Consider the following 16188-nt stretch of genomic DNA (forward strand, 5'->3'; position numbering starts at 1 on the left):
GGATAATCTTTTTCAGATTCAATCAATAATTGAACCGCTCTTTCTCTGATTTCAGGGGTATATTTTGGTTTTGTCATTGGAACATTCTCTCAAGAAAGTTGGTCTCCGACAAACCCGGTACGGTTCAGGAATTGAAATTACTGCAGACACTCAAACAGCCTTAACCGCTGTGAATATGAATTTCGAGCAAACACCCGCAGAGTTTTCAACTACGTTTGTCAATGAAGTGATCCCTAAAACCGATATCCCACTAGATCGAATCGTGACACCTGAAAAAGCTGCAGAAAACTTCCAAGCCACTTTCTATAAAGATATTGCAGGCACTTGGGAAATTGGGCGTACTGAAAGCACTGCTGTTATATTACATATTTTACCTACTGGACAGTACGTTATTGGTGAAGCAGATATAACGGATGAAACTGGGCATGCAGGTATTGAAATGGGCCGACTCAATTGGAACTCAATTGACAGCACTCTCATGCCACTCATCTCAGAAGATACCAATGGTGACTACGGGCTTTCCCACCCAGACAATAATGGTCATTTCCGCTTAAATTATAACGGTACAAATTTAGTACTGACTGACGTGGGTAGTAATAGTATTTATACTTTCAACAAGGTCAAACAATCCACAGGCTTAGTTGGCACTTTGCAACTCAATCAAACTCATTTGTTTGCTTTCTTTGACACAGGTTTTTATTTCTTCTTAGACACAGAAGGTGGCGATGAGTGTGGCTGGCCAGGCATCGAATATGGCAAATACAGCCTTACTGGCAATACACTCTCCGCAACAGAAATTTTATATGACACCAATGACTGTGGTGGATTGCATGATCCTTGGGATAACAGCAAAGTCAATGCAACTTATAGTATTTCAGGTACAAGCTTGACCTTACATCCTCAAGGTGAAGATCCTGTTACTCTTCAACGTAGTAATTAAACACGATAAAGCTGCCTAAGCAAATTTAGGCAGCTTTAACCAATATGCTCAAAATGTATGGTGCAGCCCATCAACAAATGCATGAGTTCAATTTGCGAGTTGCATTGGGTTTTTTCATAAATATTTTTAAAATAAGTGCGCACGGAACTGAGCGTAACTCCACAATGTTCCGCAATTTTTTCTAACTTACAACCATTCAACAACAACTCACACAGCTCAAACTCGCGTTTAGACAATTGATAAGCTTGCTGCAAATAGGCTTGTGACAAGGCATAGTGCTGATGCTTATCGGTCAGAAATACCGCAATTTGATGTTGTCCTGCATTTTGATGCTGCATATTTTTTAATTTAGAACAAGGTACGATAGTCAGCATTAATTGTTGTCCTTTCGCATCTGACAAAGACAATACACCGCCTACATCTGCGTTTAATGCCGACTGTCCCAACAACGCTGAATGTAATAATTGATCTAAACGACTTTGATCATAAGCATGGGTTTTTAAGCGATTATACAAATCCAAATCTAAACATGAATCGTGTTCAATCATGCTTTGAGCTAAAGGGTTTGAATAAGTCAAACTCAGCTGATGATCAAGCAAAATTACACCTGTTTTTAAATGATCGAGCACACTATACAAACTTAAATTTTCTTGTTTAACCAAACTAAACTGACGATGGATTTGTAAAGCACGGCGCAAATGCACCCCCAATTGCTTTAAAAAATCTAACTCTTTTTGTTGATACGGCGCTGCATCAGGCGCACGGTGTAACCCTAAAACCGCCCAGCGATGTGATCCTTGATCAAGCAAAACAGCCGAGATATAACTAATTCCCGTCGGATTCAAACACCGTTCATAAAAGATATATTCATCACTTTCAGGGTTTTCCCCATAATGCGATAAATCCGAGCTCGCTACTTGCCCCACACCTAAATTTTCCCACAATACTCGGTGTAACTGCATGTCAATCACGCGAATCCGCTCATCACGATAGGCATGCAAAGCTTCATCTGGAATATTGTGACTAAATAAAAAATCGTAACTTGGGCTAAATTGATCTAAGGCAGTAAAAATGGCGGTTTTACTGTCTGTATATTGAACAATTTTTTCAATTACTTGCGGCCATAAATTCACATCTACAGCGGCATCATAAATACTGCCTATAATTTCGTGTTCTCGGTTATCCATTTTTATCCCCTTTATGCCTACTCCAGCCTGCATTACACTTATTTAATCATTTGTTTTTCTTATTATTCCAAGTAGCATAGTGGGTTTTATTCACAAAAAAAGCAGTTTAAATACATATCACGCATTTAATAAATAAATGGAAAATGGCTAGGCAGTTTTGCTTTTTCATACGTGCAAACTCTGAATTATAAAAACCACGTCATAAAAAAACCCCGTATCTGACGATACGAGGTTTTTGAAGTTTGGGTACGCTGATAATTACATCATGCCGCCCATACCACCCATTCCGCCCATGTCAGGCATTGCTGGTTTTTCTTCTGGGATTTCAGTGATCATACATTCAGTCGTCAACATTAAGCCCGCAACAGATGCAGCATGCTCAAGCGCAGAACGTGTTACTTTTGCAGGGTCAAGAATACCCATTTCAAGCATATCGCCATATTCAGAAGTTGCAGCGTTATAACCGTAGTTACCTTCACCGCTCTTCACTGCATTGATCACTACAGATGGCTCATCGCCTGCGTTTGCCACAATTTGACGAAGAGGCGCTTCAATTGCACGACGTAAAATGTTAATTCCGACATTTTGATCGTCATTTGCACCAGTTACACCGTCAAGTGCTTTCGCTGCGCGTACTAACGCAACACCACCACCTGCAACAACACCTTCTTCAACCGCAGCACGAGTTGCGTGAAGTGCGTCATCTACACGGTCTTTTTTCTCTTTCATTTCAACTTCAGTTGCCGCACCAATTTTGATCACTGCAACACCGCCCGCTAACTTAGCAACACGTTCCTGAAGTTTTTCTTTGTCGTATTCTGAAGTTGATTCTTCAATTTGCGCACGGATTTGTTGTACACGCTCAGCAATTTGACCTGCATTACCTGCACCATCCACAATCACGGTGTTTTCTTTAGATACTGTTACTTTGTGTGCAGTACCCAAGTGCTCTAGTGAAGTTTGCTCCAAAGACATACCAATTTCTTCAGAAATCACAGTTGCACCTGTCAAGATCGCGATATCTTGAAGCATTGCTTTACGACGATCACCAAAACCAGGTGCTTTCACCGCACATACTTTAATAATACCGCGCATGTTGTTTACAACAAGTGTTGCCAACGCTTCGCCTTCTACATCTTCAGCGATAATCAATAATGGCTTACCTGTTTTCGCAACTGCTTCTAAAACTGTGATTAATTCACGAATGTTGCCCACTTTTTTGTCTACCAACAAAATGAATGGGTTTTCAAGTTCAGCAGTTAAAGTATCTTGTTTGTTTGCAAAGTATGGTGAGATATAACCACGATCAAACTGCATACCTTCTACAACGTCTAGTGAGTCTTCAAAGCCTGAACCTTCTTCAACGGTAATCACGCCTTCTTTGCCCACACGCTCCATTGCTTCTGCAATTAACTTACCTACAGTCGTATCAGAGTTAGCAGAAATCGAACCAACTTGTTCAATCGCTTTAGTATCTGATGCAGGTTTAGCCGTCGCTTTAATGTTTTCAACCACTGCTTTTACAGCAATGTCGATACCACGTTTCAAATCCATTGGGTTCATGCCCGCAGTTACAGATTTGATGCCTTCATTTAAAATGGCTTGTGCAAGTACAGTTGCAGTTGTTGTACCGTCACCTGCGATGTCGTTGGTTTTACTTGACACTTCACGAACCAACTGTGCACCCATGTTTTCAAATTTATCTTTTAGGGTGATTTCTTTAGCAACAGATACACCGTCTTTAGTGATGTGCGGTGCACCAAAAGAACGGTCAATCACTACGTTACGGCCCTTAGGGCCTAAAGTTACTTTCACAGCATCTGCAAGTACGTTCACGCCTGCAATCATTTTTGTGCGAGCTGAATCACCAAATTTTACGTCTTTAGCTGACATGTCTAACTCCAAATATTTTTAAATAATGTTCAAATTTGCTTTGAATATGAGTTCTGAAATTAGCCTTCAAGTACCGCTAAAATGTCAGACTCTTTCATAATTAGAAGTTCTTCACCGTCTACTTTAACTGTTGTGCCTGCATAAGTACCAAACAAGACTTTGTCGCCCACTTTTACGTCTAAAGCGCGTACGCCATTGTCTGTAATTTGACCATTACCTACTGCAATCACTTCACCTTGCGCTGGTTTTTCTGCTGCAGAACCTGGAAGCAAGATACCGCCAGCTGTTTTTGTTTCTTCTTCAACACGACGAATAACTACGCGGTCATGTAATGGACGAATGTTGCTCATAAATAACTCCATCAGACTAGGTCTATGTACAGATTCCTGATGACGACTTATTTATTCCTTTGGTCATCATCAAAATAAATTTTAGATGACACAGTTGTGGGGATGGAAAAAAACGCTTCAAGGGGAAAAGCTAAAAATTTTTCATTTTTTGTTGTTTTTTTAGACAAGTTGGCTAGATCGGTGATTTATTCTGCATTTTGTTGCCACAATACAAATTGCTTTTGTGTGGCATCGAAAATGTAATGCTGCACATCACCATTGTTACACAATACATTTAAGCTATTCGGCATACCTTGATGCAAACGATACGAAATTGCAGTACCCGCATGAATATCCAGCACAGGATGCGCTGCGCCTAAGGCATAAATTTGATTTAAGTCATATACTGCGGGTTGATGTAAATGTCCATGCAACAAGGCATATAAACCATTTTTACTCCACTGCTCTAAGGCAATTCGTCCCAACACTGGGCAATCTTTAATGCCGTGGCGATCATCTGGTGGTGTATAAAATGGTTGATGCGCCACCAAAATTTTAAACTTATTACTTGGCGCGGTTTGCAGCAAAGCATCAATCTCCTGAATTTGATCTAAAGAAATGTGCCCACGCGTGTGAAAACGGCGCCGAATACTATTTACGCCTATCAGATAAAAATGTTGCGTTTCCAACACACTTTCCATGCGTCCAAAAAACAGCTGATAACGGGCGAATGGACTCAAAAATCTTTTCCAGAGATGATACAGCGGAATATCGTGATTACCTGGCACCACCAAATACGGCACATCTAAACTGTCTAAAAAATGCTTACAGGCATAAAATTGTGCATAACGTGCGCGTTGAGTTAAATCGCCGCTCACCACTACCGCTTCAGGCTGCAATGATGCACACAACTGTTGAATCGCCTGCATACACGCGATATTTTCGGTGCCGAAATGCAAATCAGACAGATGCAATAACATGCGGCACCTTAATGTTGAGTGCATTCTTCTGCACCGAAATATGTAATGGCGGACGCATTTTGACAATTTCCCCATCTATCGCCACGGTCAGCTGCGTCTGTGTACTGTGAATTACCACCTGATCTGCAGCAAAACTATAAACATCACTGGCTTGATCTAGTTTGCCCTGAATCATTTGCCATAAAATTTTAAATAAAGTCAGCTTATCGCTTTTGGCAACCACGACACCCGCAACTTTGCCCTGTTCTGCCGCTTGCGCAATACGTAAATTCATTTCAGATAATTGCAATTGATTATTGCCAAAGAAAATCAACGGGGTTTTTAAGGGATAAAGTGTGCCATCGATTGCAATTTTTAATTTTAACTCTTTACGGTCACGAATCAGCACATCCAAACCTGAAGTATAGGCATGCAAAGGTAAACGTCCTAAATATTGGTTATAACGCTCGCGCTTTTGAATGAATAAAGGATACAAACCCAAACTGGCATTGTTTAAATAAATATGTTGATTGATTTGTGCCACATGCACAGCTCGCGTCGTGCCTGTGGCAATGACCTGTGCGGCTTCAATTAAATCCAGTGGAATATTCAATAAACGCGCCACGTAATTAAACGTGCCTAAAGGCAAAATACCCATCGGAATGTGAGTGCCTTTCAGTTTAGCCGCCACTGCATTTAAAGTACCATCACCACCTGCTGCAACCACTACACCGCTTAAATGCGCTGCTTGATGCCGTGCTAATACCTGTTGCATCAGTTGATCAAAATTGGCGATATCGCCCATTTCAAACAATTGGATTTCAAAACCATGCTGTGACAAAACATGCAGCAACTCTTCATAGACACCTTCTTGCTGTGTGGCATGAAATCCAGATTTTTGATTATAAATAAGCGATAAAGGCTGTAATGTTGTCGACATTTTCTTCAATCATTTTAAAGCTTTTGCTCTAATTTCGACCAATTGATGCGGAATGAAAAGCAGCTTTATGTAAAATTCAAATGATGACCATTCATTAAATCAATGACAAACCGATCAAAAAATACAGACTCAACATATTGAATTATATAAAAATAATTTAAATAAATAATGCCCATCAAATATTTAAATAGTGAAAAATATAGCAACAAAAACATGTAAGTATATGTTTCATATACAGTATTATTAATTTATCCAAACATTTTAATCAGAAAGCCAAATCATGCCTAAGTCTTATTTTTTTTATGATTTTGTGCTTTAATACAGCCACTTTTTTTCATATTTCATCTGAACGATGTATCCCGTTGTTCAGATTGTACTTTGTACATCATTTGTACACATTTAAGATAGGCCTCACCATGACCCAAGTGAACGCACCAGAATTCGTTCGTCACCCTAAGCTTATTGCATGGGTTGAAGAAATTGCAAAGTTAACGAAACCAGCAAAAATTGAATGGTGTGACGGTAGCGCTGAAGAATATCAACGTCTCATTGACTTGATGATCGCTAACGGCACCATGCAAGCATTAAACCAAGAAAAACACCCTGGTTCGTACCTTGCAAACTCTGATCCTTCTGACGTTGCTCGTGTTGAAGACCGTACTTACATCTGCTCTGAAAACAAAGAAGATGCTGGTGCGACAAACAACTGGGAAGCGCCAGCTGAAATGCGCGCTAAATTAAACGGTTTATTCGACGGCTCAATGGCTGGTCGTACCATGTATGTGGTTCCATTCTCTATGGGCCCATTAGGTAGCCACATTGCGCACATCGGTATTGAATTAACTGACTCTCCTTATGTTGCTGTCAGCATGTCTAAAATGGCTCGTATGGGTAAAGCTGTTTATGACGTATTGGGCACAGATGGCGAATTTGTTCCTTGCGTACACACTGTGGGCGCACCATTGGCTGAAGGCGAGAAAGACGTTGCTTGGCCATGTAACAAAGAAAAATACATCGTACATTATCCAGAAACTCGTGAAATCTGGTCGTATGGTTCTGGTTATGGCGGTAACGCATTATTGGGTAAAAAATGCTTAGCGCTTCGTATTGCTTCTGCAATGGGTCGTGAACAAGGCTGGTTAGCTGAACACATGCTTATTTTAGGCGTGACCAACCCACAAGGCGAAAAACACTACATCGCAGCAGCATTCCCTTCTGCATGTGGTAAAACCAACTTTGCGATGTTAATTCCACCTGCAGGTTATGAAGGCTGGAAAATTGAAACTGTAGGTGACGATATTGCTTGGATCAAACCAGGTGAAGATGGTCGCTTATATGCAATTAACCCTGAAGCTGGTTTCTTCGGTGTTGCTCCTGGTACAAACACCAAGACTAACCCGAACTGTATGGCAACTCTGCACAAAGACGTGATTTATACCAACGTTGCTGTGACTGACAACGGCGAAGTATGGTGGGAAGGTCTATCTAAAGAAGTTCCTGCAAACTTAACCAACTGGAAAGGTCAACCACATACTGGCGCAGAAAAAGCAGCTCATCCAAATGCGCGCTTCACTGTTGCAGCGGGTCAATGTCCTTCTATTGATGCTGACTGGGAAAATCCAGCAGGTGTTCCAATTTCAGCGTTCATCTTCGGTGGTCGTCGTGCAGACACAGTGCCTCTAATTTCAGAAGCATTTGACTGGGTAGATGGCGTATATAAAGCTGCAACTATGGGTTCTGAAACTACTGCAGCAGCCGTTGGTCAACAAGGTATTGTACGCCGCGACCCATTTGCAATGCTTCCATTTGCTGGTTACAACATGGCAGACTACTTCTCTCACTGGTTAGAAATGGGTGAGAAAGTTGGCGAAAAAGCAAAAGCTGCAGGCAACAAATTACCAGGTATCTACAACGTAAACTGGTTCCGTCGTGATGCAGAAGGCAACTTCGTATGGCCTGGTTTTGGTCAAAACATGCGTGTACTTGAGTGGATCATTGATCGTTGCGAAGGTCGTGCAGAAGCTGTTGAAACTCCAATTGGTTTTGTTCCAACGTATGAGCAATTGAACTGGACTGGTTTAGATTTCTCTAAAGAGCAATTTGAAACTGTAACAGCGCAAGACAAAGAACAATGGATCAAAGAGTTAGAAAGCCACACTGAGTTATTCAACAAACTTGGTGAGCGCCTACCTGCTGCATTGAAAGCACGTCAAGCTGCTTTACTTGAAGCGGTTAAATCTGCGTAATTCAACGCTGATTGCTAAGAAAAGGTCACTTCGGTGACCTTTTTTATTGCCCTAATATTTTAGTTGCTAAAAACATCAACATTCCAGCTTCAACATCCCCCGCTGATGTGTAAATACTAAATAATACGAAGATTCAAGGTAAAAACATGACATCATCAAAACACACTTATCACCCCCAATATAGACAGCCTACCACATCACCAACAAAGCCATGCTTTGTCCACTCAGCTATGGCATACTTAAAACAAGAATGAAATGACATCAAAACATGAGACATGATCATGAATAAAACCATGAAGAATACAATGATTATTTTGGCTATGACGGGACTTGGGTTAGGTTTATCCGCTTGTCAAAGTTTGCCAGAGCAAAACGAGAATAGTTTTGTTGGCTATAAAGTCGAAAGCAAAACTGATCGCACTGCCGTATTGGCTTATACGCTTGCAGGACGTCAAAACCAACAGCGCGATGAAAGTAAATTACAGCGTGCCTGCCAAAAAGAACTTGGTGCGCATAAAACTTATCAATTGCGGATTTTAAGTATTAATGAAGTGGTGAATCCTGCAGCCAACCAACAAGACCCGTATGGTCGCCAACTTGGGCAAAGCCGCACCTCTATTGGCTTATCGAACACACCTGAGCTACATAGCAGTGAAAACTATGCTACACGTCAGGCCTTAGATGCTCGCCCAAGCACACTGCGCATTGTGCGTTATAGCTGCAATTAATTCGCGCCACAAAACTGGCTTCCTATAAGACGTGATGAGTTATCGCGTCTTATAAAAACTCACATTACGGAACTCTTTGGCTTCATCCAAATCTGGCCATGTGGTCGCGCTGCGTTCATCTATTTTTATATATTGTGGATGACTAAAGTTTTTCACTCGGCTGTCTGCCACCCAAACTTCTGGGGCGAACTTTAAGAACTCATCTAAAAAAAAGCGATTGCATTGATCATAAAGTACATCGGCAGCCAACAATACATCCACTTGTTCTGCTTTGTATAGATCATCTAAATATTCAAGCACCACATCATTCAATTCAGCATTGGCTCGACAGGCTGCAAGGCTAATGGGGTCAATATCACAACAAATTACCCGTTTGGCACCTGCCATTTTTGCAGCAATCGCCACCACGCCCGAACCTGCACCAAAGTCTAAAACGACTTTATTTTTTACTTGCTGCGGTTCTGCCAATAACCATTGCGCCATTGCAAGTCCTGAAGCCCAACAGAAAATCCAGTACGGCGTATCATTCCAAATACGACGAATCACTTCATCATCTAGCTTGTCGGTAGGAAATACTGGTGGAATAAGCCAAAGTGAAATAGGCGTTTCAGGCAATTGCTGTGCCAGTAATTCACAATTTGGAATTACATCATGTAAAGCATCTAAAAGATGTTCAGGGGCTTTAGGAAATTGAAAGGTACAGCTCATTGGATTTTTATTCGTTCTAATTTAAAAAGTTCCCTCTGCTTTTTTAAAGGAGAGGGGGCATTCATTATTTTTACAATGAATTCCCCACTCTTTTTTAGGAGAGTTAGGGAGAGAATTTTTAAGCCCTCATCCCAGCCTTCTCCCTGAGCCGTATACGGCGCAAGAGAAGGAGCATCCATTATTTTCACAATGAATTTCCCCTCTCCTGAGCAAAATTTAAAGCACTGCTTTTAAATTGAAGCGCAAGAGAGGGTTAGGGAGAGGTCTTCATCAACCTAACGCTTTCTCAGCCGCTTCAACCGTTTGACGAATCAAAGTTGTAATCGTCATTGGGCCAACGCCACCTGGTACAGGCGTATATGCAGAAGCAATCTCTTCAATGCCTTGCAATTGGATATCTCCAACACCACCGCCATCACGTGGATGGAAGCCTGCATCAACAACCACAGCGCCTGGTTTGATCCAGTCTTTTTGAATCAATTCAGCTTTACCAACCGCACCAACAATAATGTCCGCTTGTTTCACAAAACTTGCAAGATCTTGGGTACGTGAATGGCAAATGGTTACTGTTGCATTGGCTTCAAGAAGCATCGCAGCCATTGGTTTACCTAAAATTGCCGAACGCCCCACAACAACGGCATGTTTGCCTGCAATTTCAATTTTTTTTTCTTTAAGAATGGTCATAATGCCTGCAGGTGTTGCAGAACCATATGCAGCTTCGCCCATTGCCATACGACCATAACCTAAACAGGTCACACCATCTACGTCTTTTGCAAGTGAAATCGCATCAAAACAAACACGCTCATCAATTTGCGCAGGAACTGGGTGTTGCAACAAAATACCATGCACATCAGGATTGGCATTCAATTTTTCAATTTCTGCCAATAATTGTTCTGTGGTGGTTTCTGTTGGCAATTCTACTTTTAAAGAATCCATGCCCACACGACGGCAAGCATTGCCCTTCATGCGTACATAAGTTGCAGATGCACCGTCATCACCGACCAAAATAGTCGCTAGAATTGGGGTACGACCTGATTTTGCTTTTAACGCTTCTACACGTGTTAACAGATCAGCTTCAATTTGTTTTGCCAATGCACGACCGTCTAAAATTAATGCCACGGCACATCTCCAAATGTTGATATGAATCAATTTTGCAAATAATACATGATTATTTAGACTATTTTATTCTATATGTCGAATTAATGTGCATCTGCTCATTTAATAGTATTGTTTTTTTTTCAGAGCTTGCTAATATACGCATCACAAGACGCGGCGGGGTGGCAGAGTGGTCATGCAGCGGACTGCAACTCCGTGGACGCCGGTTCGATTCCGACCTCCGCCTCCAATCTTGTAAAACTATGCCCGAGTGGTGAAATCGGTAGACACAGGGGATTTAAAATCCCCCGCCCTCAAAGCGTGCCAGTTCGAGTCTGGCCTCGGGCACCATTTTAAAATAGATTAAAATGGTGCAAATAAAGAACCCAGCATTAAGCTGGTTTTTTTATGCCTAAATTTTAGGTTTTCCCCTCTTTATTCAATATTCAATGATGCCTCTATGAACCCTAAACAAGCGCTTCTTGATTTGCAGCAATTGCAACAACAATACCCTGCTGCATTTAAAAGAAATATTTTGTTTTATGGTTTTATTCAAAGCAAAGGCATGCTGGATGATTGGAAAGAAATGATTCCATGGGTCTTGGCCTGCCTGATTTTTATTCCTATTTCAATCAGTCTGGCGCACGGGATTCAAAACTTTGTAACGCAGTACGATGCCTTTCAAGCCAAGGCATTGGCGATTTTAGCCATCATGTTAGGTTTTATGCTGCTTCTACCTTATGTGTTGTATCAAATTAAACACAGTTCGGCATCGTGGTATCAACTACAGCAACATGCCACCATAAAAATAGCAGTATTGATTCTGCTACAAGCGGTAAATTTCGCCTATTTTCAGAGTGCAATTCTGCAAGGGATTTTATTCTTTTTCTGCATCAGTTTTGGTTTTGTACGTTTCTATAAAGAGAATATGTTCCGTGACCACATAAGCCTTGAACAAAAATATTGCTTAACGCAATTTCGCCGTGCTGCGTATTGGTCATATCGTCAAGCTGCTAAAATTCAATATCGGATGTATTTTTCCAATAAAAATAGCCCTCGTTTTGCCCAATTGAATCAGCAATATCAACATGCAATTCAGTTACATCAACAACTGATGCAGGTTGAACACAATTTATGTAAAAGCATTAAATACATAGATTTAGACAGTTATATTCAAGATAAACTCGATTAAAAACCTCCGCTTAATCATCAAAAAAAACCGAGCAACTTAGACTCGGTTTTCTGTAAATATCACACCAATTTTAAGCAGTTTTAGCGACATCAATGATTGGTTTTAAGTCTACACCATACTTCTGTTGATGACCACGCGTATCATCGAGTTTGTATTCACGTGCCTTAACCGTATCTATAAACTTCCAATCTGCAACCACTTGCGCACGATCAAAAGTCACCGTTAAATAACCACGTTGATTTAAGTTGCAATAATCCAGTTCATCAATCAGTTCTTGAAAGGCATATTCCAACGCTGCCATTTCGTCTGCAGGCACATTTAAGTAATACTCAATTCCGGGCGATGATACCGAGCTGGTCGCGAATTCCAACCCAACCTTATGATTTGTTTCATGTGTATGCAAGGTTGCAGCCCAAGCATTGTGAGTATCACCTGCCAACACCACTGCTTTTTTCCCAAGTTGCTGCAATGTCCCATACACAACTTCTCGCTCGTAGGCATAACCATCCCAAGCATCGAGGTTATAAGGTGCAACCGCATACAAACGTGCCTTATCTACTGCTGTCAAAGTTGGATCATTCGCTTTTAAACGCAATTTCAGCGTGACCAATTCTGTAATTTTCTGCTTCATTTGTGCAAGTGTTTCAGGTTGCTGATCACCATTGGTGATTTTCGCTAAAGGCAATAACAGTTCTTGTGGAATCAGTATTTTCGCCATCAACACTTGTTGAGCCAAAACATTCCAAGTAGCCTTAGACTGCCCCAACTGCTTTTGCAACCATTCTCGTTGAACTCCACCCATCAATGTGCGTTGATCACTAAATAAATCTGCCTGAAATTTAGCAGCATCAATACCTTCTGCCGTCATATAGTTAGCATAATCTAATTGCTTATGACGCGCCAAAATACGCGTATCCAGCATCATCAAATTCACCAAACCACCAAAATCAAACTGGCGATAAATATTCAAATGATCATTTTCTGCAACTGGACGAATTGGCATCCACTCGAAATAAGCCTGTAATGCGGCAATTTTACGTTCTATAAAGCTGCCTTCACCTTCTTGATGATTATCTGCACCCGCTTCCCAAGTATCATTACTGAGTTCATGGTCATCCCAAATGACAATAAATGGATGGCGTTGGTGAGCAGTCTGCAAATCAGCATCGGTACGATATAAAGCATAACGTTTACGATAATCATCTAACTTGATAATTTCTTTATCATTGTCTGCAGCAAAGGTACGTCCTAACTGTTTTGCATCGTCAGTCGCGTAGCCACCTTGTCCATATTCATAAATATAATCACCCAAGTGAATAATCACATCCAGATTGTTTTCCTGTGCAATTTCTTTATACACATGAAAATAACCTGCGGGATAGTTCGAGCAAGAACAGACCGCAAATTTCACTTGATCGCTGCGTTGTGGCAAGGTTTTGGTCTGTCCTATAGCAGAAACCGTATTACCAAAGCGGAAACGGTAATAATATTTAGTCCCTGCCTGTAAACGATCTGCGTCCACTTTAACAGTAAAATCTTGCGCTGCGCTGGTTTGTACTTTGCCAGTATTTACCAATTGCTTAAACGCCTCATCGCTGGCAATTTCCCAAACCACTTCAATGCATGCTGCCATGTCACTTGGCGTTACACGTGTCCATAAAATGATACGATCATGCAGCGGATCACCACTGGCGACACCATGCAAAAACTGCACCTTTAATGCATTTTCTGCTGTATTTTCATTGTCATCACCACATGCAGTTAATGCGACTGGCAATGACAACGCCCCAAAACCAGCCAAACTTTTTTGAATCAGCTCTCGGCGAGTTAAGCGAATGTTCATGAATATTCCTTTTATTTTTCTTGAGCGCTCAACATAGAAATTTATGATTTCGCTTTGATCTCAAATTCATGAAATATTGATGACAAACAGCAGAAATATACTGCAAACCGAACTTTTTTCAAGCTAATAAGTTGAATTGATTGAAAAGAAAGCAATTGTAAATAAATTTACTTGCCAAGATTTATTTCGTCCTCTATTATTGCGCACATGCCCGAGTGGTGAAATCGGTAGACACAGGGGATTTAAAATCCCCCGCCCTCAAAGCGTGCCAGTTCGAGTCTGGCCTCGGGCACCATTTTAATGAATCAAATCATTCAAATGGTGCAAATAAAGAACTCCAGCATTAAGCTGGTTTTTTTATGCCTAAAAAATATAATATTGAAAACGATAACACTTATGTGCCGATGATTTGAAATGTCTCTACAACGCTTTATCTTCTCTTTCAAATGGGTGATCTGTTTATGCTGCTTGCTCAGTTTTGCAAGCCATGCACAAAATCCCAGCCTTGAGTCAGCAACCGAATCCGTAAACCCAATTGAAACTGATGCAGAATTTTATGATGTTTTTGCAGGAACATTGCAATATAAAAATCAAGAATTACAATTACGTCGTTGCAGCTTAGGCAACAATTTATATTTATTAAATTTCCAAAATCCTGAAGAAGAAAAGCAACTCAAAACTTTGCTGCAACAAAATACAAAGTTTTGGGTCAATTTAATTGCACAGCCGAATGAACATAATGGGCTATATACGTTGAATGTTCGGGAAATTGCAGAACTACATACACAGCAAAGTTGCCATTTGGATGATGTTTTAGATGATTTATTGAATCACCCATAAATTAAAGCTGAAAGAGAGTGACCTATCACCACTCTCTCGTTGCAATCAACTCTTCCATTTCAATCTCGAAATAGCCTTGATCTTGCAGCACCATCATCATCGCCTCAGCAATATAATCTGCTGCGGTATCGTCCAAATCTGAATCCAGATCTTCAAATTGTGGTTTCATTTTATTAATGGCTTGCACGGTCTGATCTGCAAAATGATAAATATCCGTTTCAGATAAATTGGATTTAGACACGTGTTTTGCAAACTGTTGAATCAGTTGTTTTAACTCAGCAACTAAAATATCAGGATAAAACTCATCATCAAACATCGGGAGAAGTAAATCTGCAAACATACAGGCACTCAAAAATACAGAGATTCAAGCGTGCCTATATAGCATAAGCAAGGCTTTAATTCTAGCTTCGCCCCAATTTGCATACTGCGATTAATTTGCCAACTGCATTGCTTGCCAGACTTTAATGGCGTCAGACATGGCTTTCACATCATGCGCACGCACCATACAAGCACCTTGCTGAATACTGAGTAAATGTGCCGCTACAGAACCAACTGCACGCTGTGTTGGCTCTGCCCCACCCAAAGCTTCACCAATAAAGCGTTTACGAGACAATGCCGATAAAATTGGATACCCCATACCATTCAGTTGATACAACTCATTTAACAATTTCAAGTTCTGTTGTGCATTTTTAGCAAAACCAAAACCCGGATCAATCATGATATTTTCAGGCTTGACCCCTTCCGCCAAAGCATCAGCGACACGTTGCTGCAATTCTGCAATCACATCTGCTGTGACATCATCATATTGATCTAAATTGTTCATGGTAGTCGGTTCACCACGCATGTGCATAATAATCACGGGAATATTTAACTCAGCGGCTGTGTGCAACGCATTGGGGCGGGTCAGCGCACGTACATCATTCCAGATATGCGCCCCTGCAGCTACGGCAGCACGAATCACTTCGGGCTGTGACGTATCAATCGAAAGTACCACATCATAAGCAGATAAGGCTTCTACCACAGGAACCACACGACGAATTTCTTCTTCTACACTCACAGGACTAGCTCCTGGACGTGTTGATTCGCCGCCAATATCAATCACGGTTGCACCTTCTGCCATCATTTCCAAAGCACGCGCCACAGCAGCATCTTTTTCATTATGTCGCCCACCATCACTAAACGAGTCTGGTGTCACATTTAGAATTCCCATCACATGCGGCTGAGATAAATCTAAACGCAAACGTCCACATTGCAATACGCGCTTGGGTAATGGCATCAGCTGCATGCT

16 protein-coding genes and 3 tRNA genes are annotated in these 16188 nt (G+C 41.1%); 8 read left to right on the forward strand and 11 right to left on the reverse strand.

All coding sequences use genetic code 11. The features are described from left to right. Positions 1 to 76: 76 nt before the first annotated feature. Complete coding sequence (locus FTV41_RS05690) at positions 77 to 940, forward strand: hypothetical protein (protein WP_179996267.1); 864 nt, start codon at positions 77 to 79, stop codon at positions 938 to 940. A gap of 35 nt (positions 941 to 975) precedes the next feature. On the opposite strand, the gene FTV41_RS05695 is transcribed toward FTV41_RS05690, so the two are convergent. From FTV41_RS05695 to FTV41_RS05715, 5 genes are all read right to left on the reverse strand, one after another. After that, the gene (locus tag FTV41_RS05695; protein ID WP_179996268.1) at positions 976 to 2127 is read right to left on the reverse strand and encodes a LuxR C-terminal-related transcriptional regulator; all 1152 of its coding nucleotides are present in this window, start codon (positions 2125 to 2127) and stop codon (positions 976 to 978) included. Between the two features lie 258 nt (positions 2128 to 2385). Next, positions 2386 to 4020: a chaperonin GroEL gene (gene groL, locus FTV41_RS05700; protein WP_179996269.1), complete on the reverse strand. Its 1635-nt coding sequence runs from the start codon at positions 4018 to 4020 to the stop codon at positions 2386 to 2388. 59 nt (positions 4021 to 4079) lie between these two features. Next, positions 4080 to 4370, reverse strand: a complete 291-nt coding sequence (gene groES, locus FTV41_RS05705) for a co-chaperone GroES (RefSeq protein WP_004972131.1) — start codon at positions 4368 to 4370, stop codon at positions 4080 to 4082. A gap of 185 nt (positions 4371 to 4555) precedes the next feature. Then, a complete protein-coding gene (locus FTV41_RS05710; RefSeq protein WP_179996270.1) occupies positions 4556 to 5329 on the reverse strand; it encodes a metallophosphoesterase in 774 nt (257 codons plus the stop codon). Continuing rightward, a complete protein-coding gene (locus FTV41_RS05715) occupies positions 5310 to 6248 on the reverse strand; it encodes a diacylglycerol kinase family protein (RefSeq protein ID WP_179996271.1) in 939 nt (312 codons plus the stop codon). Before FTV41_RS05715 ends, FTV41_RS05710 begins: the two co-directional genes overlap by 20 nt. A gap of 416 nt (positions 6249 to 6664) precedes the next feature. Here FTV41_RS05715 and FTV41_RS05720 point away from each other — a divergent pair, with 416 nt between their 5' ends. Together FTV41_RS05720 and FTV41_RS05725 are read left to right on the forward strand one after the other, a co-directional pair. After that, positions 6665 to 8494 (forward strand): phosphoenolpyruvate carboxykinase (GTP), encoded by a 1830-nt coding sequence (locus tag FTV41_RS05720; RefSeq protein ID WP_004972137.1) that lies wholly within the window; start codon positions 6665 to 6667, stop codon positions 8492 to 8494. 293 nt (positions 8495 to 8787) lie between these two features. Beyond that, on the forward strand, positions 8788 to 9222 hold the full coding sequence (locus FTV41_RS05725) for a hypothetical protein (RefSeq protein WP_026438295.1): 435 nt from the start codon (positions 8788 to 8790) through the stop codon (positions 9220 to 9222). Positions 9223 to 9261: 39 nt separating this feature from the next. Here the strand turns inward: FTV41_RS05725 and FTV41_RS05730 are convergent, their stop codons facing one another. From FTV41_RS05730 to folD, 3 genes are all read right to left on the reverse strand, one after another. Next, positions 9262 to 9930, reverse strand: coding sequence for a methyltransferase (locus FTV41_RS05730; RefSeq protein WP_004972140.1), 669 nt, complete (start codon positions 9928 to 9930; stop codon positions 9262 to 9264). Further along, on the reverse strand, positions 9927 to 10109 hold the full coding sequence (locus FTV41_RS05735; protein WP_096900994.1) for a hypothetical protein: 183 nt from the start codon (positions 10107 to 10109) through the stop codon (positions 9927 to 9929). Before FTV41_RS05735 ends, FTV41_RS05730 begins: the two co-directional genes overlap by 4 nt. Positions 10110 to 10200: 91 nt before the next feature. After that, complete coding sequence (folD, locus tag FTV41_RS05740) at positions 10201 to 11049, reverse strand: bifunctional methylenetetrahydrofolate dehydrogenase/methenyltetrahydrofolate cyclohydrolase FolD (protein ID WP_179996272.1); 849 nt, start codon at positions 11047 to 11049, stop codon at positions 10201 to 10203. A 152-nt stretch (positions 11050 to 11201) separates the two neighbouring features. Between folD and FTV41_RS05745 the strand changes: the two genes are divergently transcribed. From FTV41_RS05745 to FTV41_RS05755, 3 genes are all read left to right on the forward strand, one after another. Then, positions 11202 to 11275: transfer RNA gene (locus FTV41_RS05745), tRNA-Cys, on the forward strand. A 15-nt stretch (positions 11276 to 11290) separates the two neighbouring features. Then, a tRNA-Leu gene (locus FTV41_RS05750) sits at positions 11291 to 11376 on the forward strand. A 109-nt stretch (positions 11377 to 11485) separates the two neighbouring features. Continuing rightward, positions 11486 to 12217 carry a hypothetical protein gene (locus FTV41_RS05755; protein WP_179988554.1) on the forward strand — a complete coding sequence of 244 codons (732 nt, stop codon included), beginning with the start codon at positions 11486 to 11488 and terminating at the stop codon, positions 12215 to 12217. Between the two features lie 70 nt (positions 12218 to 12287). On the opposite strand, the gene FTV41_RS05760 is transcribed toward FTV41_RS05755, so the two are convergent. Further along, positions 12288 to 14060: an alkaline phosphatase gene (locus tag FTV41_RS05760; protein ID WP_179988553.1), complete on the reverse strand. Its 1773-nt coding sequence runs from the start codon at positions 14058 to 14060 to the stop codon at positions 12288 to 12290. A gap of 209 nt (positions 14061 to 14269) precedes the next feature. On the opposite strand from FTV41_RS05760, the gene FTV41_RS05765 reads away from it, so the two are divergent. Further along, a tRNA-Leu gene (locus FTV41_RS05765) sits at positions 14270 to 14355 on the forward strand. A gap of 119 nt (positions 14356 to 14474) precedes the next feature. Further along, positions 14475 to 14900, forward strand: coding sequence for a hypothetical protein (locus FTV41_RS05770; RefSeq protein ID WP_167845853.1), 426 nt, complete (start codon positions 14475 to 14477; stop codon positions 14898 to 14900). 25 nt (positions 14901 to 14925) lie between these two features. On the opposite strand, the gene FTV41_RS05775 is transcribed toward FTV41_RS05770, so the two are convergent. Together FTV41_RS05775 and folP are read right to left on the reverse strand one after the other, a co-directional pair. Beyond that, on the reverse strand, positions 14926 to 15240 hold the full coding sequence (locus FTV41_RS05775) for a DUF5713 family protein (RefSeq protein WP_131260668.1): 315 nt from the start codon (positions 15238 to 15240) through the stop codon (positions 14926 to 14928). Between the two features lie 90 nt (positions 15241 to 15330). Beyond that, a complete protein-coding gene (folP, locus tag FTV41_RS05780) occupies positions 15331 to 16185 on the reverse strand; it encodes a dihydropteroate synthase (RefSeq protein WP_218945154.1) in 855 nt (284 codons plus the stop codon). Positions 16186 to 16188: the final 3 nt, after the last annotated feature.

It is taken from the genome of Acinetobacter sp. YH16051 (assembly GCF_013417135.1).
In the GTDB taxonomy this organism is placed as follows: Bacteria; Pseudomonadota; Gammaproteobacteria; order Pseudomonadales; family Moraxellaceae; genus Acinetobacter; species Acinetobacter towneri.